The sequence below is a fragment of the Candidatus Bathyanammoxibius amoris genome, assembly GCA_024451685.1.
Classification (GTDB): Bacteria; Planctomycetota; Brocadiia; order Brocadiales; family Bathyanammoxibiaceae; genus Bathyanammoxibius; species Bathyanammoxibius amoris.
In genome coordinates, this window is sequence record JAMXCW010000007.1 from 67,590 (window position 1) to 84,070 (window position 16,481).

At 51.3% G+C, this 16,481-nt stretch carries 18 protein-coding genes; 3 read left to right on the top strand and 15 right to left on the bottom strand.

The genetic code is table 11. The annotated features are described in order from the left end of the window. Together thiD and NOU37_05825 are read left to right on the top strand one after the other, a co-directional pair. Nucleotides 1-822: a bifunctional hydroxymethylpyrimidine kinase/phosphomethylpyrimidine kinase gene (gene thiD / locus NOU37_05820; protein MCQ4574747.1), complete on the top strand. Its 822-nt coding sequence runs from the start codon at nt 1-3 to the stop codon at nt 820-822. A 403-nt stretch (nt 823-1,225) separates the two neighbouring features. Further along, the gene (locus tag NOU37_05825) at nt 1,226-1,621 is read left to right on the top strand and encodes an anaerobic ribonucleoside-triphosphate reductase (protein ID MCQ4574748.1); all 396 of its coding nucleotides are present in this window, start codon (nt 1,226-1,228) and stop codon (nt 1,619-1,621) included. 162 nt (nt 1,622-1,783) lie between these two features. Here the strand turns inward: NOU37_05825 and NOU37_05830 are convergent, their stop codons facing one another. Further along, the gene (locus NOU37_05830; protein MCQ4574749.1) at nt 1,784-2,272 is read right to left on the bottom strand and encodes a TIGR00725 family protein; all 489 of its coding nucleotides are present in this window, start codon (nt 2,270-2,272) and stop codon (nt 1,784-1,786) included. Between the two features lie 168 nt (nt 2,273-2,440). On the opposite strand from NOU37_05830, the gene amrB reads away from it, so the two are divergent. Next, complete coding sequence (amrB, locus tag NOU37_05835) at nt 2,441-3,673, top strand: AmmeMemoRadiSam system protein B (GenBank protein ID MCQ4574750.1); 1,233 nt, start codon at nt 2,441-2,443, stop codon at nt 3,671-3,673. A 283-nt stretch (nt 3,674-3,956) separates the two neighbouring features. Here the strand turns inward: amrB and NOU37_05840 are convergent, their stop codons facing one another. The 14 genes from NOU37_05840 to NOU37_05905 form a co-directional block, all read right to left on the bottom strand. Next, nucleotides 3,957-4,835 (bottom strand): TIM barrel protein, encoded by an 879-nt coding sequence (locus NOU37_05840; protein ID MCQ4574751.1) that lies wholly within the window; start codon nt 4,833-4,835, stop codon nt 3,957-3,959. A 45-nt stretch (nt 4,836-4,880) separates the two neighbouring features. Then, entirely contained in the window at nt 4,881-5,492 is a 612-nt protein-coding gene (locus NOU37_05845; GenBank protein ID MCQ4574752.1) for a hypothetical protein, read from the bottom strand. Continuing rightward, entirely contained in the window at nt 5,485-5,625 is a 141-nt protein-coding gene (locus NOU37_05850; protein MCQ4574753.1) for a hypothetical protein, read from the bottom strand. Before NOU37_05850 ends, NOU37_05845 begins: the two co-directional genes overlap by 8 nt. 265 nt (nt 5,626-5,890) lie before the next feature. Then, nucleotides 5,891-6,430, bottom strand: a complete 540-nt coding sequence (locus tag NOU37_05855) for a hypothetical protein (protein MCQ4574754.1) — start codon at nt 6,428-6,430, stop codon at nt 5,891-5,893. Nucleotides 6,431-6,515: 85 nt separating this feature from the next. Further along, nucleotides 6,516-7,079, bottom strand: coding sequence for a 2-oxoacid:acceptor oxidoreductase family protein (locus NOU37_05860; GenBank protein MCQ4574755.1), 564 nt, complete (start codon nt 7,077-7,079; stop codon nt 6,516-6,518). Beyond that, nucleotides 7,076-7,825, bottom strand: coding sequence for a thiamine pyrophosphate-dependent enzyme (locus tag NOU37_05865; protein MCQ4574756.1), 750 nt, complete (start codon nt 7,823-7,825; stop codon nt 7,076-7,078). The genes NOU37_05860 and NOU37_05865 overlap by 4 nt, the downstream gene beginning before the upstream one ends. A 74-nt stretch (nt 7,826-7,899) precedes the next feature. After that, nucleotides 7,900-9,003: a 3-methyl-2-oxobutanoate dehydrogenase subunit VorB gene (locus NOU37_05870; protein ID MCQ4574757.1), complete on the bottom strand. Its 1,104-nt coding sequence runs from the start codon at nt 9,001-9,003 to the stop codon at nt 7,900-7,902. Nucleotides 9,004-9,176: 173 nt separating this feature from the next. Continuing rightward, a complete protein-coding gene (locus NOU37_05875) occupies nt 9,177-10,019 on the bottom strand; it encodes an NAD(+)/NADH kinase (protein MCQ4574758.1) in 843 nt (280 codons plus the stop codon). Then, a complete protein-coding gene (dxs, locus tag NOU37_05880; protein MCQ4574759.1) occupies nt 10,019-11,968 on the bottom strand; it encodes a 1-deoxy-D-xylulose-5-phosphate synthase in 1,950 nt (649 codons plus the stop codon). The genes NOU37_05875 and dxs overlap by 1 nt, the downstream gene beginning before the upstream one ends. Nucleotides 11,969-11,972: 4 nt before the next feature. Continuing rightward, nucleotides 11,973-12,215, bottom strand: coding sequence for an exodeoxyribonuclease VII small subunit (gene xseB, locus NOU37_05885; GenBank protein MCQ4574760.1), 243 nt, complete (start codon nt 12,213-12,215; stop codon nt 11,973-11,975). A 10-nt stretch (nt 12,216-12,225) separates the two neighbouring features. Next, nucleotides 12,226-13,488: an exodeoxyribonuclease VII large subunit gene (gene xseA / locus NOU37_05890; protein ID MCQ4574761.1), complete on the bottom strand. Its 1,263-nt coding sequence runs from the start codon at nt 13,486-13,488 to the stop codon at nt 12,226-12,228. Between the two features lie 2 nt (nt 13,489-13,490). After that, nucleotides 13,491-14,300 carry a TIGR00282 family metallophosphoesterase gene (locus NOU37_05895; protein MCQ4574762.1) on the bottom strand — a complete coding sequence of 270 codons (810 nt, stop codon included), beginning with the start codon at nt 14,298-14,300 and terminating at the stop codon, nt 13,491-13,493. Nucleotides 14,301-14,356: 56 nt separating this feature from the next. Then, complete coding sequence (gene coaD / locus NOU37_05900) at nt 14,357-14,845, bottom strand: pantetheine-phosphate adenylyltransferase (protein MCQ4574763.1); 489 nt, start codon at nt 14,843-14,845, stop codon at nt 14,357-14,359. Beyond that, nucleotides 14,842-16,481, bottom strand: a 1,640-nt coding sequence (locus tag NOU37_05905) for an LPS-assembly protein LptD (GenBank protein ID MCQ4574764.1), incomplete at its 5' end; no start/stop codon positions are given. The genes NOU37_05905 and coaD, both read right to left, overlap by 4 nt.

The following is a 16,481-nucleotide window of genomic DNA, read 5'->3' on the forward strand; positions in this document are numbered from 1 at the left end:
ATGAACAAGGTAATGATAATCGGCGGCTCAGACTCAGGTGGAGGGGCCGGAATCCAGGCAGACCTAAAGACCGTAACGGCCCTCGGTGTCTACGGCACCACCGTTATCACCGCAATCACGGCACAGAACACCCTTGGCGTGCAATCCGTCCATGCCACACCTTACAGTTCCGTAAGTGAACAGATAGATTCCATAATGAGTGACATGGGAACAGACGCGGTTAAGACCGGAATGCTCCTGAACGACGAGATAGTAGGGGCGGTCTCAAGGAAGATAAAAGAGTATCAACTTGACAGCGTGGTAGTCGACCCCGTCCTCTGCGCAAAGGATGGGAGTGCGCTCCTTGCGGGTGACGCCGCGGTTAAGAGGTTGGTATCGGAACTACTGCCGCTTGCCGCGATAGTCACGCCGAACATACATGAAGCCGGGGTGTTATCCGGCGTCTCCATTAACCGGCCGGAACACGTTAAAGAAGCGGCCCAGTCTCTGCGCGGAATGGGCGCGAAGAACGTGCTTATAAAAGGCGGCCACGCGCCCGAAGACTGGCCATCGGTGAAAAAAGGGGTGGTAGAGGATCTGTTTTATGACGGCAACAACTTCAGGCAGCTCGTCTCACCCAGGGTTGATACCGGCAACGCGGGCGGTGTGCACGGGAGCGGCTGCACACTGGCCTCAGCCATAGCGGCAGGACTCGCGCGCGGCAAAGGTGTTGAAGGGGCTATCCTCTTCGCAAAGAAATTCCTGAACGATATTATCGCAAACAACTTCAGGATTGGCCGCGGTAACAACGTTCTCGACCCATCGGGTTACAAAAAGGGATAACGACCTTAACTTTTCCCCCCTCAAATCCAAGGCTTCTTGCGGCCCCCGGACACGTTTCCGGTCCCTTTTCTACCATCTTATCTCGTTGTCCATGCACATGTTAGAATAAATGCGGCCCCGGTTTCTACTGGTTTTAGACCGTTCTCACGGGCGAGGAGGGGCAGAAAAGGGCCGCACACCCTATCTCCTTATACTACAACATGTTGTGTGTTCATCTAAAAAATATACAAAATATTGTGTTTCACGCTTGACATTTCAATATATAGACATATAATACTGCCCGTATACTACATGTGGCTTGGCAGGAAGTTAATCCGGTTTAAGTAAACACTCTTGTCCTTTTTTAAACGTTTAGATTGTTTTAATCCTAATACACTTTAGCGAAAGGAGGTAACTCGGAGATATGACCCCAGCATTACTCGAACAAGAAGTGTGTAATACCTCTGTGTTGGAAGAAAGACTTCAGGCCTTTTGCGACGCGGTTAATTTCCATGATTATCTGGAGATTGACGGTGTAATTCATGCAGGTGAAGAGAAGCACGGTATCAAGTTTGAAGAAGACGTCCTTAAGGTTCTGAACCACAAGATGCATACGGCTTACTATATCTCTCTTAAGGCCATAATGAAGCAGAAACTTGGCGACGTAATTGAGGCCTTGGAAACGGGCATAAGGGAGAAGCTCTATAGCGTAACCAGAATCGTGGGTTACTACAGCCGCGTGTCCAACTGGAACAAGTCAAAGCTCGGTGAGCTAAAAGACAGGCACAGAGGTGACTATTCAGTCAGGAAGGTCGCTTAGAGAAACAACGTAAAACAAGCAAAGGAAGTATTCTGAGAACCCGCGGGGCGAGCGAGATAAAATATCTTGCTCGCCCCTTGTTTTTCTGGAGTTTGTCGCTTTTAGCGTAACCCTGCGTATTAAAGCCCCCTGGTTCCTGGTTTAAGACACCCTGGCCGGATATTATTTCTTCTCCAGTGCTTCAAAGGCCATTGATACCGCCTCCTCGGCATTCCTGGCTATGACCGGGCCGGGCCGGTCAAGCCGGCTGGCGTTGAGGTCAAACCCCCATGTACTTATCCCGACTACGGGTTTATACTTCATCAGGGCATAAGCTATCTCTGAAAGGGTGCCTAGTTTTCCTCCTACGGCAATAACTGCGTCACCCGAGTAGGCAACCAGGGTGTTTCTCGCATAACCTAAGCCGGTGACAATAGGTATATCAATGTACGGGTTCATTTCTTCGGTATCCTCCCCCGGCAGTATGCCAACTGTCAGCCCGCCGGCCTCTCTCGCCCCTTTCGCCGCGGCCTCCATAACCCCACCCAGACCGCCGCATATCAACACCGCACCCCGTTTTGCCACCTCACGGCCGACTTCCTCCGCCGTCCTGAACTCTTCTTCCGTCGCGGAACTGGCGCCTATAACGGATATGCATCTTTTCTTGGCCATTGAAGTTCTTTCTCACAGTAAAAACGTAAGACAGGGATTATTGCCCGGCCAACGTTGGCTGTCAAGGTAAATTGCGCTTGCAATAAATCCAGACCTGCTATATGGTAACATTTCCCATAAACGGGGGAGATTTTAATAAAAAAATATTCCTACCGGGAGTGCAAGGGCATGGAATATCCCAAGTTACGGCCTGTGGAGGCCTTCCCTTATAATGAACCGGGGAAGGAGGGCATCTGCCTGAGAGATCCTTCCAACATCACTGACACGATTCTCGTCGTGCCTCATCATTTGTTTGAAATAATAAGACTGTTTGACGGGCGGCACTCCCTCCTTGACGTACAAACGGTATACGCAAAACGGCACGGCAATATACCGCTCAAGGAACAGATTGAAGGTGTCATAAACACGCTCGACAAGGCCATGCTGCTGGAGAGTGAGCGCTTTACTCAGTTCCTAAAAGACCTGAAGGAGGAGTTCAGGCGTTCGAGCATAAGGAAGGCCGCCTTTGCCGGCAAAGGATATGACAGCGACCCCGGGAAACTGAGACAACAGATAGACACCTTTTTCACCTCGGACGGCGGTCCATGTAAGCCGGGTGGAAAAAGGTCCGGGAAGAAATCTAAGAACGTCGTAAAGGGCGCCGTGCTACCGCACATAGACTTCGACAGGGGCGGCCCCTGCTTCGCATGGGGATACAAAGAGATAGAAAAGTCTTCCAATGCCAGATGTTTCATACTGTTAGGCACTTCCCATGGAGACATGAACGGGCTTTTTTCCGTCACGAAAAAGGATTTTGAGACGCCGTTTGGACTCCTTCGCACCGACAAGGAAATCGTTACCGCCATTGAGAAGGCCGGCGGGAAGGGATTCTTTAAGGGTGAGTTTGCCCACAAAAACGAACACTCGCTGGAATTTCAGGCCATATTCCTCCACTACCTGTATGACGGCAAGAGGGACGTCAGCATAGTACCCGTCCTCTGCTCGTCATTCCATGAGATGATAAAGGACGGTAAGAGCCCGTCTTCGGTACAGGAGGTGAATGATTTCATAGAGACACTAAAGGGCGTCATTAAGGGGAATGGGAAAGACGTCTTTTTAATAGCAAGCGCGGACCTGAGCCATGTCGGACCACGTTTCGGCGACCCCCTGCCCCTGACCAGCCAGGACCTCCAGAAAATAGCCGAAGAGGACATGGACATGATAAGGTTTATAGAAAACGTTGACGCAGAGGGATTCTTTCACAGTATCCAGAAAGACGGCGACAGGAGGAAGATATGCGGGCTTTCGCCGATATACGTACTCCTGAAGGTACTGGATGCCTCCAGAGGGAAATTGCTCAAATATGAACAGTGGCCGGACCCGAGGGGCATGGTCAGCTTCGCCAGTATCGGCCTCTATTAGTCCGCCCCGGAAAACCCGTCCAAACCATGGAAACTATGGTATAATTATTTAAGAGAGGGTTGTGAAAACAACCTCTATGACAACCGGCAGCACCGGCAGGAGGCAACGTGCACGTGCGTACTAAGAAATTCCATAAGAATTTCTCCTCCCTGAAGAGCTCTCAGAGAGACCCATAAAGAGTCACGCCCCCTTGCCGGCTGCCGCGGATTATGGATAAGGGTTCGGGGTGTAACCCTGGAGGATGGGCTGCCCCGGTTTTTTTAACAGCTTCCACGTCTTCAACTTAGGCCATCTGCCCCTGCTTTATTTTGTTATCCGACAAGCCATAATAGTAGGACTTCATACGTAGTGCGTCCTCGTCCTGGGCGTCCTTGCTCTCACAGATGACCGTAGGGCTAAGTCCATATTCCGCAACAAGTTCTAGAAACGGCTCAAACCTTGGCCCGTAGCCGCCCACCTTGTAGTTCTTGTGGCACTTCTCGCCTCTCTCGCCGTACTCTACCGGATAAAAATGGCAGTGCAGTCTTTTCATCTCCTCAAGGCCCAGCCTTTCAATAAAACGCTCAAATATCCTTTTAAAATCATCTTTTCCCGACAACATTCCTCCCTCGCGGGCGTATATGTGGGCAAAATCAAGACACGGTCTCAGGAAATCCAACTCGTTGCACATGTACAAGACCTCATCCAGTGAGCCCAGGTACGACTTCCCACCCGCGGTTTCAACGCAGATAAGCGCGTCCTTGTTGTCGGTGTTTCTACGTATTATCCTGAGGTTGCCCAGACACCGCATCATCGCGTCCCGCGCGTCTCCCCGGTAAGGCCCCGGGTGCAGCACTATCTTCCGAGTACCAAGATAAGAGGCAAATTCCAGACATCTGAGCATAAGCTCGATAGAGTTTTTCACCACCTCTTTATCTGTACTGGTCAGCACCACATAATACGGCGCGTGTATGGAGAGGGCTATCTCCTTCAGGTCTGCATTTTTTCTGAGTAACAGGGCCCTTTCCCGTGTCAGCCTGATTCCATGGGTAAACTGGACCTCGTAGGCGCCAAGGCCGATACCCGCCAGCCAGAGGGGATTATTGACACTATCCCGCTTGTATTTGGATTTCCAGAAATTCGGCGGACATCCTGCCACCCCGAATTTTGCACCTTCTGTCATGGTTATCATCAGTCCCACCCGGTACACGAACAATTGAATAAATACTTACTTCACCCCGGAGAGGTCGAACTTGAACTCTACGTCTTTCTGGCCGGGCAAGCTGACCACAAGGGTTGCCGCGCCGTCAGGGTCCACCTCCTTCGTGTCAAAATAATAGTAGCATATGGCCCTGTACGCCGGCGGGTTGGGCCAGGAGTCGGTAGGCTCGGCCTTCATGACGGTTTTGGATTCTATGGGTTTTATCGTCTTCTCTTTCTGTACGATGACGGCGCGTGCTCCTTGCGCAAAGTCCCGCGCCTCTCCGTACACCGACACACCGAAGGCCAATTTACCCCTGGATTTTTCCAAGATCTCGTCAATGACCTCGGAGTCAACGGCTTCGTCTCCGGCGGCGGCGTGTTTGGCCTCAAAGGCTATCTTCGAGAAGGGGGTGATAACCCTGGCAGAGCCCGTGCCGTAGCCCAGGTCTACCCTCCAGTCCTTGAAGAATTCAAGGTAGCCGGTGTCTTTGTTGTCCCTCCCATACCGGAGAGCCTCCTTCACGTCTTCCCCGGTGAGGTCTACAAGTACGGCGCCGGCCGGTGGCGATGCGAACGAGAATAAGAATGAAAAAATACCCCACATCAAAACTAACGTCGTGAGAACTCTCTTATTCATTTACGTTGTCCTCCGTATCCTCAATCTCCTCGGGCGTCGGCTTTTTTCCCCTCTTCCCTCTTTTATCCTTAAAGACCCGTTCCACGGGGCACTTCAGCCTGGGGAGTTTTGGTGTTTTCTTCTTTTTTGCCATTACGTAACCTTTGAAAAAGCTTACGGGTTCCCTTAGTTTTTCCACTCCCTTGACGGGAATGGGTGAAGGGCAGGGTGGTCGTTCACCTCCACCTTATCCTCCCCCTCGAGGCACCGGAAGCCCTGCGTTGACAAGCAAAAAGGAAGGTGAAAAAACCGGGAAGACGGTAGTTAATATAATGAGGGAAAGGGCTGCGGCCGAAGAAGAAGAAGTATGTCTTTTTACAACCATTACATAAGGAACTACTCTAACACTCCCAATTACTCTAAGGCCCTGCCTCCGGGTTTGCCGGTGAGACGAATTCTTCCGGATAAGTCGTGCTCTCGGGCACAATGCTTATTTTGTCCAGGATTTTGATCAAAAGTGTATTATAGTCGTCGATTTGTTCTCTCAATGTCTCAAATTCGAATTCCAGTCCCTCCCGCAGTTTTGCCCTGTCTTTAGATGACTCATCCTGGAAGAACTCCATAAGCGAGAGTTTTTCCTTAATCTGCTGGTAGTCCTCCTCCAGCACGATTATTCTGACGATGAGGTCTTCCTGAGCCTCTTTCATTCCCTGAGAGAACTGCCTGAAATGCTTATCCATCTCCCGGCGGTATGTCCTCAGTCGACGTTCCTGCCTTGTAGCTTCTTCTTCTTCATGCTTTTCCTGCGGCGTTGCCTGAGGCGCGGTCATAGTGGTCACGGGGTAGACCGGGGTTCTTTCTTTCTTCTTATTGCCTCCAAACAGGCAGCCATGGCAGCATAGCGTCAAAAAGGCGAGGCAAAGACACAATAAAGGACTATTCTTGTGTATCTCATTCATGGTCTGTGGGTCACGCACTTTCGAAAAATGACAACGTATTGTCTCCCTGCGCAGACAGACGAATAACCGGGGGCTAAAATACCCGTCACAGGATGGGTAGATTAATCAGGCTGTCATTTCTTATGTAGTTTTCTCCTCGCTCAAGGGCAAGCTTGTTTATTTCGTATAGAGCCGCCTTCTTGCCTCTCAAGGCCTTCTCCAGACAGTTCAGAAAGATATCGGCAGGTATAATGTTTTTTATATAGTTATACACCCCCATCATCACCATGTTCGACGCCACCACGTTCCCCAGTTCGTTGGCCATCTCAGTGGCGGGGATCCTGTAGACCTTTACGCCCGGCGGGTCCTCCACGTTTACCATGGAAGAGTTCAACAAAAGGAGGCTGTTCGGTTTCATGAAGTCCTTGAGCTTTATGTAGGAAGGCTGGTTCATGGCTATCAGGGTATCGGCCTCTTCCACCATTGGTGAGTATATTTCCTCTGTAGAGACAATCAGGTGGTAACACGCGGCTCCGCCTCTGACCTCTGTGCCATAGGAGGGGAAGAAAGTTACGTACTTGCCGTCAAGCATGGCGGCACGTGCCAGCAACCTTCCAAAAAGCATCATGCCCTGACCTCCATATCCCACCAGCATGACCTTTTCCGTCATGACCTCCCCCTTTCCCAGTCCTTAAAAGTGCCCAGCGGATATGTCTTGGTCATTTCTTCATCTATAAATTTCATCGAATCAAGGGAGTTCATTCTCCAGTAAACGGGGCATGGAGAAAGCACCTCTATAACGGAGAGACCCTTCTTCCTCATCTGTGTCCTGAAACCTTTTTTTATGGCCGCTTTTGTATTTTGCACGTTTTTGGGGTCCGTGATGGAAACCCTGGTCAGGTAGCCGCATCCGTCTACGGTTGCCAGGAGCTCGCAGATGCGTATAGGATAACCGTGGTCGTCGGCGTTCCTTCCGTCCGGACACGTTATTGTCCGCTGGTCCAGGAGGGTCGTCGGGGCCATCTGCCCGTTAGTCATTCCATATACGGAGTTGTTGACAAATATTACGGTTATGTTCTCCCCCCTGCTTGCCGTGTGGATTATTTCCGCCAGCCCTATGGCGGCCAGGTCTCCGTCGCCCTGGTAGGCAAATATCAGGCTGTCTGGATGGACCCTCTTTATGCCTGTGGCCACCGCTGGGGGCCTACCGTGGGCGGCCTCACTCATGTCAATATCGAGATAGTTATAGGCAAGCACAGCACACCCCACCGGGGCGACACCTATAGTCTTACCCCTCATATCCCACTCATCGATTATCTCCGCAATCAGGCGCTGTACGAGCCCATGGCCGCAACCCGGGCAGTAATGGGTGGCGACTTTGTGAAGCGTCTTAGGCGGTGCATAAAGTGTTTCCATAATGATTCAAATATCTCCCACAGAAAAATAAGGGAATACTCCTTGCTTCAGCCTTTGATCATTAAAAGGCAGGCTCAAATTTCTATCATCTCTACGGAGTCTGTGGCCCTGACCTTCGGCATCACTTCTAATATGCTGTTTAGAACATCCTTTGTAGAAGGCACACCACCCCCCGTACGTCCGTAGAAATACACCGGCCGCCGTCCCAATACGGACAGCTTAACGTCCTCTACCATCTGGCCGGCGCTCATCTCAATTACCATAAAGGCCTTTGCTTTTTGCGAGAGCCGTTTAAGGGCCTCCCCGGGAAAGGGCCACAGAGTTATAGGTCTCAGAAGCCCTACGCGGTATCCCTTTTCAGAAGTCTTTTTTATAACCTCTCTACATATCCTTGCGCACGTGCCATAGGCTACAAATACAAGCTCGGCGTCTTTTGTGTCTATTTCCTCGTAGCGAATCTCCGTGTCTTCGATCCTGCGGTATTTCTTCTGCAGCCGATGGTTAAACTCCTCCAACTCCCCTTTTACCGGATAGAAAGATTTTATGACGTTCTTCGGCCTCCCGTCAGCCCCCGTAAGGGCCCACTTCTTGGGCGGCAGGTACGTCTTCATCTGCTTATAGAACTCCACAGGTTCCATCATCTGTCCCAGCTGCGCGTCCCCCAATATCATAACCGGGTTACGGTACTTGTCGGCCAGGTCGAAGCCATCGTACACAAGGTCCGCAACCTCCTGCACCGAGCTTGGAGCAAGGACAATAATCCGGTAATCACCATGGCCACCGCCTTTAACCGCCTGGAAGTAATCGGACTGAGACGGGGAAATGTCTCCAAGGCCCGGCCCTCCCCTCTGTACGTTTACAATGACGCAGGGGAGCTCACTGCCAGCGAGGTAAGATATCCCCTCCTGCTTCAGGCTTATGCCCGGACCCGATGAAGAGGTCATGGCCCTGGCGCCGGCAGCGGCACTGCCGTAGAGCATGTTAATGGCGGCTATCTCACTTTCCGCCTGTATAAAGGTTCCGCCGACCTGAGGCATCCTTACGGCCAGATAGTTAATGATCTCGTTTTGTGGGGTGATCGGGTAGCCGTAATAGAACCTGCAGCCTGCCTGTACGGCGGCCTCAGCCGCGGCCTCGTTCCCCGTCATTAATTGTTTATTGTGCAGTGACGATTTCAATCGCTGCCTCCGGACACATTATCGCACAATGACGGCATCCACTACAAGCGGCGCCGTCCTTAAAATAAACGGGCGTAAGCCCGTAATCATTCAAAGTGTTGCACATTTCCAAAGAATCGTGATGGCAGACCGGTACACAGAGTTCGCAACCCTTGCAAAGATTCTTGTCTATTTTAACCATTACCATACTTAGGACTGCCTCCCCATGAAAGTTTCTCTCTTAACACTGCGTAAAAACTTCTTATCCCGGTATCAACAAGTTTCAGGCGGGTATCAGACCTCTTCACTCTTACTACGTCTCCCGGCAACAAGTCGTCGTAGACCTGACCGTCAACGGTCAACCCCGTTTCAACACCATCGCTTACGATTTCCATCATCACATCCGACTCCCCGGAGATTACCAGGGGCCTGTTCGTCAGCGTATGCGGACAAATAGGAGAGACGACAAGGGCGTCTATATCGGGTGAGAGAATCGGCCCTCCCGCCGAGAGGCAGTGGGCCGTCGACCCCAACGGTGTAGACACAATAAGGCCGTCGCTGCTATACGTGGTCACGTCTTCCCCGTCAATAAAGAGTTTTACCGATATCAGCCTAGAGAGGGACGTTCTCGACACCACGGCGTCGTTGACCCCCAATGATTCATTTATTACCTTCCCCTTGCGTTCTAATTGGCAGTTTAGCAGCATTCGCGTATTTACTTTGTACTTCCCTTTGAAAACGTTATCCAGGTGACTGTACATATCCTGCGGAGTCAGCTCCGCCAAAAAACCAAAGAGTCCCAGATGTATTCCTATGACGGGTATACCATATGGACTTACCATTCTCGAAACCCGCAGGAACGTCCCATCGCCACCCAGCGTGATAGCAAAATCGCCTTCCAGAGGACTCGTCTCCTCCGCCTGTACGATGTCCATGGGAGCAGTAAGTACCCTTTCCTTTAACCATGAATCAAGTTCCTTAAGGGTATTTCTAATCTTCTCTTTCCCGGTGTCTCCAATTATTAATACCTTCTTCATTAAACCGATTGGTGTCTGACCGGCCTCACCGGTGCATGGAGACCCGACTTCTCAAGCTCGTTCATAAAAGTCCCGAAAATACCCTCTTCATCAAGCCCCAGGTCCCTTAGAAGTTCACTTCTGGAACCATGTTCAATAAATCTGTCGGGGATTCCAAGTCTCCGTATCTTTCTCGTGTCCGCGCCCTCTTCGGAAAGCATCTCCAGCACGGCGGAACCAAATCCACCCGGTAAGGCGTGGTCTTCAACCGTGAAAACAACGGGGTGCGTTTCGACTGCCTCCAGAATGGTCTTCTTGTCAAGAGGTTTGACGAACCGCGCGTTTATAACGGTTACTTCAACCCCCTCCCTGCCAAGGGCCTCGGCTGCCTTAAAGGATGGGTAAACCATGGCGCCATAGGCGATTATGGCACCGTCGCGGCCCTCCTTTAAGACCTCCGCCTCGCCCCAGGAGAATTTACGGGCCGGGAGGTCGAGCTCGTCGTCGGGCACGTTTGCCCTGGGGTAACGGATGCCGCTGGGGCCCTCCCCGTCTATCGCCAGTTCAAGCATCAGCCTCAGCTCGCGGCTGTCCTTTGGGGCCATCAGCTTCATGCCCGGAAGGTGTCTGAGGTAAGCGATGTCGAACGTCCCGTGATGAGTGGGGCCGTCGTTCCCAACAAGTCCGCCCCTATCCATGGCAAACACTATGTTATTCTCTTGTTGCTGAAGACAGACGTCGTGGAATACTTGATCGAAGGCTCGCTGCAGGAAGGTTGAATATACGGCAATTACCGGCCTGAGGCCCGAGGCCGCCAACCCGTTTGCCAATCCTACGGCATGTTGTTCGCATATGCCTACGTCAAAATATCTGTCAGGGAATTTGTCCCTGAATGTAGTCAGCCCTGTACCGCTCGGCATGGCCGCAGTAAGGGCGATTACTTTTTCGTTCTTCCCTGCTATCTTTACCAGCGCCTCTCCGAAGACCGAGGTGTAGCTGGCCTTCTTTTTCTTAGAAGTCTTTACTATCCTGCCATTTTCCAGTTGGAAGGGACCTGCGCCATGAAATTCGGCCGGGTCCCGAAGGGCCGGTTCAAAACCCTTCCCTTTTTTCGTGATGACGTGCAGTAATTTAGGCCCCTTTATGGATTTAATCCGATTAATTGTGCCGATGAGAAGCGGAATATTGTGCCCGTCTACAGGACCATAGTATTGAAGTCCCAGGTCCTCAAATATCTGTCCGGGGGTCATGCCTCTCTTCATGGCCTCGGCAAGGTGCTCCAGGACGTTCTCTACGGGCTTGCCGAAGATGGGCAGTATGTTCAGGAGGTGGCGTACCTCCTTCTTAAAGTCCTTGTATAAGGGCAGTGTTCTCAGCTCAGTAAGATATTTCCCCACGGCCCCGACGGTTGGGGATATGGCCATTTCGTTATCATTTAATACCATAAACAGGTCCTTTTTTATGCCTCCGGCATGGTTAATGGCTTCAAAGGACATGCCGGCTCCCATGGCGCCGTCTCCCACTACTGCAACTATCTTTCTGTCCAGGCCCAGCAAGTCGTTGGCACAGGCCAGGCCCAGGGCGGAAGATATGGCGTCACCGCTGTGGCCGGAGGTGAACTGGTCGTAGACCGGGCTCTCTTTCCTGTCAGGGAAACCACTTAGGCCCTTATACTGACGCAGGGTCTCAAAGGCGGCCTTCCTTCCCGTAAGGATCTTGTGTACATAGCACTGATGACCTACGTCCCACACCAGCCTGTCCTTGCCAAAGTCAAAACAATAGTGCAGCGCTATGGTCAGCTCCACTACTCCCAGGTTGGACGAAAGATGGCCGGGATTCTTGGAAACTGCATTTATAATTAAGTCGCGTATCTCCTCGGCCAGTTGAGGCAGGGACTCTACAGGCACCTCCTTCAAATCCTTCGGACCGTTAATTGTATCCAGTACACTCAACATCTTGTCTTCCTTCAAAACATTATTCCTTGCTGTCGGCCTCGTCCGGGGGCCCTTCCGGCAGGTCTTTGACCAAGAGCCTCCCCTTTCCATCCCTGGCAAAAACCTTCAATCTCTCTTCTGCTTTCTCCAGGAGCTTCAGGCTCTTACGGTATATTCTAATGCCGTCTTCGTATTTTGCAAGAGATTCATCCAGGCTGAGCTCGCCTTGTTCCAATTCTACCACTATCTCCTCCAGCTGTTTCAAGGCCTCTTCAAACTTCATGGCCGCTCTCTTAGCGTTTTAGTTGCCGGGTTGTCTTTTCTATTACAGAAACCGCGGAGCCTTTATGGAAACGCGTCTCAATCCTGTCTCCGCGCCTCAAGCCTTTTGCGGCGGTAAGCACCTCGCCGTCCTTCGTGGTAATGGAATAACCCCTGGCCAGCACCTTCAATGGGCTCAGGCCTTCCAGCTTGTTGCCCGTACCTGCCAGGCGTTCCCTCTTTAATGTAAGCAAATGGCTCAGGCCTCGGCTAAACCCGCAGGATAACTCTTCCACCCTGGCCCTGTACCGGTGCACAGTTTCCAGAGGCTGACGAAAACCATATCTGCGCGGGAACTCCATCAGCCTGTTTCTCACGCCTTCCAGCCTGCCACGCGCGGCGTTGTGTATCCTCGATATCAGTGTGTCCATCCTTTCCAGAAGTTCATCTCTTACGGGAACAACCATCTGCGCGGCCGCGGTTGGAGTTGGGGCCCTCAGGTCGGCCACAAAGTCAGAGATGGTAAAATCTATCTCATGTCCCACCGCAGATATTACGGGAATTTCAGAGGCGTAAATGCTCCTCGCTACCACTTCCTCATTAAAGGCCCAAAGGTCCTCTATGCTCCCTCCGCCCCTGCCGACGATGATTACATCGACAGGAGTATTGGAGCGGTTATTATTGATGTCAGTTATGGCAAGGGCTATCTCCTCACCGGCCCCCTCTCCCTGAACCCTTACGGGGTAGATAATAACCTCAACCTGAGGTGACCTTGTGCGCAAAATCTTTAGCATGTCTCCCAAAGCCGCGCCACTGAGAGAACTAACAATAGTCACCCGCCGTGGCAAAAAGGGTAACGGCTTCTTGTGTGCAGGGTCAAAAAGACCCTCCTTTTCCAGGCGCTCCTTTAGCTGCAAAAACGCGAGCTGCAGCGGGCCAATTCCCCTGGGTTCAACCACCTCAATTACGAGTTGATACTGGCCCCTGGGGGCATAAACGGAGATAGAGCCAAAGGCTATTACCTCCATCCCGGTTTTCAACGTAAAGGGGACTCTGACAGCGACGTTACGAAACATCACGGCCTGGAGTTGAGCATACTTATCTTTTAACGTCATGTACACGTGGCCGGACCCCGGCCTGCTTATATTCGAGACCTCTCCTACCGTCCACACCTCCCAAAACTCTTCTTCGATAGAGTCTTTAATCCTTTGGGTTATCTCAGAGATTGTATGGACCTTTTGCTCTATGGAGCCCGGTTCTCTGGTCAGGGTCGATATGTCAAGGTTGTTGCTCATTGTTAGTGTCGGTGTCCGTATCCGTTGTTTTCGTGTACTACCAGTCTTTTGATCCCTTCCGCCTTGCCTGTGGAGGCGTCAACCGTTATGATAACGCCGCTCATTCTCACGTCCTCCTTTGCCACCTCGAAGCGGGTAGGCATCTGTGTCGTAATGAACTTCAGGACATGGTCCTTGTTCCTGCCCAAAACAGAGTGATAGGGACCCGTCATCCCCAGGTCGGTTATATAAGCGGTGCTTTCCGGTAAGACCCTCTCGTCCGCCGTTTGTATGTGAGTGTGGGTCCCTACCACGGCACTTACCCTTCCATCCAGATACCATCCCATGGCTACCTTTTCAGAAGTCGCCTCGGCGTGAATATCGACAATAATTATCTGCGCCCTTCCGGAGACCTCCTTAAGTATCCGGTCGACCGCCCGGAAGGGGCAGTCTATAGGAGACATGAACACCCGGCCCAAGAGGTTTATGATGGCTATATCAGGCCCCAGATGGGTTTTTACCACAACCCACCCTCTGCCCTTGGCCAGGGGTGAGTAGTTTGCGGGCCTTAGTATCCGGCTTTCCGTCTCCAGGACCGGAATTGCCTCCTTTTTCTTCCAGACATGGTCCCCTGTGGTAAGGACATTCAGTCCAGAGGCAAACAGTTGTCTGGCCGCATCCTGAGTTATGCCTGAACCGCCTGCGGCATTTTCCGCGTTGGCCACGGCGAAGTCTATTTTTTCTTCTTTTAAAAGAGCGGGCAGTCTATTTTCTATGATGTCCCTTCCCGGTTGCCCGACAACATCACCTAATACTAGAACGTTAAACTTCATTTTCCGGCCCATCTCGATGTTGGTACTGATTAGGCGTAAAGACGCCGATTGTGGATTTAACGGCTTTTTGCTTGAAGCCGTTTTTTTAACATCTCCTCGATATCTTGCGGGATGAAGGCGCTTACTTCTCCGCCAAGGCTAACCGCGTCTTTTATTAACGTGGAATTTAAAAAGGAATACTTTTCACTCGTCATTATGAAAACTGTCTCCACGTCTTTTCTCACGGTGCGGTTGGTAAGGGCCATCCGGAACTCATATTCAAAATCCGACAAGGTTCGTATGCCCCTAAGGATGATGTTTATGTCCTTTCTTTGAAGGTAGTCCACGAGCATACCGTCAAAGCTGTCAACCTGTATGTTCTTAAGGTGTCTGGTGTGGTCGGTAAGCATCCGTTTTCGTTCTTCAACACTGAACAAAGGTTCTTTATGCGGGTTGACTCCAATGGCGACTATTACTTCATCGAAGACCTTACTGCCTCTTTCGATTAGATCCAGGTGCCCGAAGGTGAGCGGGTCAAAGGTGCCGGGGTAGACCGCCTCCGTCATGGTTTTCTCCCGGTAAAGGTACGACTACGCCCGAAGGCCTGCGCCAAGCCCTTGGGCCGAAGCACAAAACTGAAACCTTTATTACGGTTTACGATATCATAATTCACAGAAAAACCTGCAATCCAGTCATGAGACTCTCGAGTAAAGGAGAAGTTACTGAAAAGGTTTTTTGAGGTTGTCCCGCCGCTTTTTGTTCTGGCCCCCAGGTCAAAACTTTCAGTAAAGTTCGCGCGCCATTTCTTGCTGACCAGGACGTTCGCACCAAGTGTCACAGTCTTGCTGGTATGTTGTATAAACCTGTAGCCTCCAAAGTATCTCCAGCTTTCCGATTTCTGAAATGAAAGGCCAATGTTAAAAACGTCGAGGTTCCTTTTGTTCAAATTAAACTCGTTACGTTCAGACGTCACGGCTAATCTGTTGGTAACCTGCGCCCGGAGGTCAGTTTGTAAGTAGCTGTCCCGCCTTGGAATAAAGGCGCCTTCCGGAGTCTCCACCGTACGGACTACTTCACCTCTCCCTTGTTTGCTCGGCCTGAAAAAATGTAATTCGGTATTTAACTCAAGCAGATCTACAACCGACATCTTCCATGGCGGGCCGCGGCGGGTCTGTATACGGTTCCTCACACCGATAGTTGCGGTGCGGTAATCCTCAAGCCCGTCCGACCTTTCATACTGAAGTATGTTTTCAGAGGTTTGCGTCGAGAGCGGCGCTAATAACACACGCCACTGGGGGATGATTATGTGGCGCAGCCCGTTGATTCTTAACAACCTGTTCTCATAGCTGTAGACCCTCCATAATTCCGTGCTGCCCTCAAAACCCAGACTCCCAATAAACCTCGCCGTGGCCGGACCCTTGGGTCCGCCGTCCTCCAGGCTCTTGCTGTATGCAGCCACCCGGCCTCCTACAAACGGGTTGGCCTTAAAGATCGACCACTTGAACGGCGCACCGAGCGTGCCATCCAGGTCCAATCGGAATGAGTCCCCGGTGGTCGCCTTGAGTCTATCGAACGTCTCCTTGTCCCTATCTTCCATTCCTTCATCTATCTGATACCGAAGGTAGCCCACATCGGCCCTGGAGGTCATGTTAAGTCTATTCTCCCACAGAGGTTGTCCTATCATGTCGTAGGTCAGTTCGGGAAACGCCTCAGGGCCTGTCTGAAAATCATTTAACTGGTCTTTTACGAGGAAGACCGCACCGCGATTATCCCTGAGCCACCTGAGATTGAGATACGTCTCCTGCTTCTTGCCTTCAAAAAACTCCCTTTCAAAAAATTCTCTCAAGAAATCTCTATCGCTCAGGTAAGAAAGCTCAATATCCGCACGCAGTTCCTCCGTGGCCTGCAGCCTGTTACGCAAGAGAATTCTACCTCTATTCCTGTTTTTGACCTCCTCCTGGGGCGTGGAAACGTCCCTCTTGAGTTTGTCGTTGAGGTAATATGTCAGGAAGAAGCCTTCCAGGCCATGCAGTACGTCTTCACGTTTATAATCGTACTCAGAGCCGAATCCCGGTCCCCTCTTATCAAAGTAGTCTGCGTTTATGAGCAACTTACTCCAACTGCTTAAGCTGTCCGGGACAAACGGAAGCACAAAGGGATTCCAATCTGTAGTTACATAAACACCGTAACGGTCAGTTTTTC

Bases quoted from the DNA above. Each gene is read 5' to 3' on its own strand.
- thiD (MCQ4574747.1), top strand. From the start codon at position 1: ATGAACAAGGTAATGATAATCGGCGGCTCAGACTCAGGTGGAGGGGCC.
- NOU37_05825 (MCQ4574748.1), top strand. From the start codon at position 1,226: ATGACCCCAGCATTACTCGAACAAGAAGTGTGTAATACCTCTGTGTTG.
- NOU37_05830 (MCQ4574749.1), bottom strand. From the start codon at position 2,272: ATGGCCAAGAAAAGATGCATATCCGTTATAGGCGCCAGTTCCGCGACG.
- amrB (MCQ4574750.1), top strand. From the start codon at position 2,441: ATGGAATATCCCAAGTTACGGCCTGTGGAGGCCTTCCCTTATAATGAA.
- NOU37_05840 (MCQ4574751.1), bottom strand. From the start codon at position 4,835: ATGACAGAAGGTGCAAAATTCGGGGTGGCAGGATGTCCGCCGAATTTC.
- NOU37_05845 (MCQ4574752.1), bottom strand. From the start codon at position 5,492: ATGAATAAGAGAGTTCTCACGACGTTAGTTTTGATGTGGGGTATTTTT.
- NOU37_05850 (MCQ4574753.1), bottom strand. From the start codon at position 5,625: ATGGCAAAAAAGAAGAAAACACCAAAACTCCCCAGGCTGAAGTGCCCC.
- NOU37_05855 (MCQ4574754.1), bottom strand. From the start codon at position 6,430: ATGAATGAGATACACAAGAATAGTCCTTTATTGTGTCTTTGCCTCGCC.
- NOU37_05860 (MCQ4574755.1), bottom strand. From the start codon at position 7,079: ATGACGGAAAAGGTCATGCTGGTGGGATATGGAGGTCAGGGCATGATG.
- NOU37_05865 (MCQ4574756.1), bottom strand. From the start codon at position 7,825: ATGGAAACACTTTATGCACCGCCTAAGACGCTTCACAAAGTCGCCACC.
- NOU37_05875 (MCQ4574758.1), bottom strand. From the start codon at position 10,019: ATGAAGAAGGTATTAATAATTGGAGACACCGGGAAAGAGAAGATTAGA.
- xseB (MCQ4574760.1), bottom strand. From the start codon at position 12,215: ATGAAGTTTGAAGAGGCCTTGAAACAGCTGGAGGAGATAGTGGTAGAA.
- xseA (MCQ4574761.1), bottom strand. From the start codon at position 13,488: ATGAGCAACAACCTTGACATATCGACCCTGACCAGAGAACCGGGCTCC.
- NOU37_05895 (MCQ4574762.1), bottom strand. From the start codon at position 14,300: ATGAAGTTTAACGTTCTAGTATTAGGTGATGTTGTCGGGCAACCGGGA.
- coaD (MCQ4574763.1), bottom strand. From the start codon at position 14,845: ATGACGGAGGCGGTCTACCCCGGCACCTTTGACCCGCTCACCTTCGGG.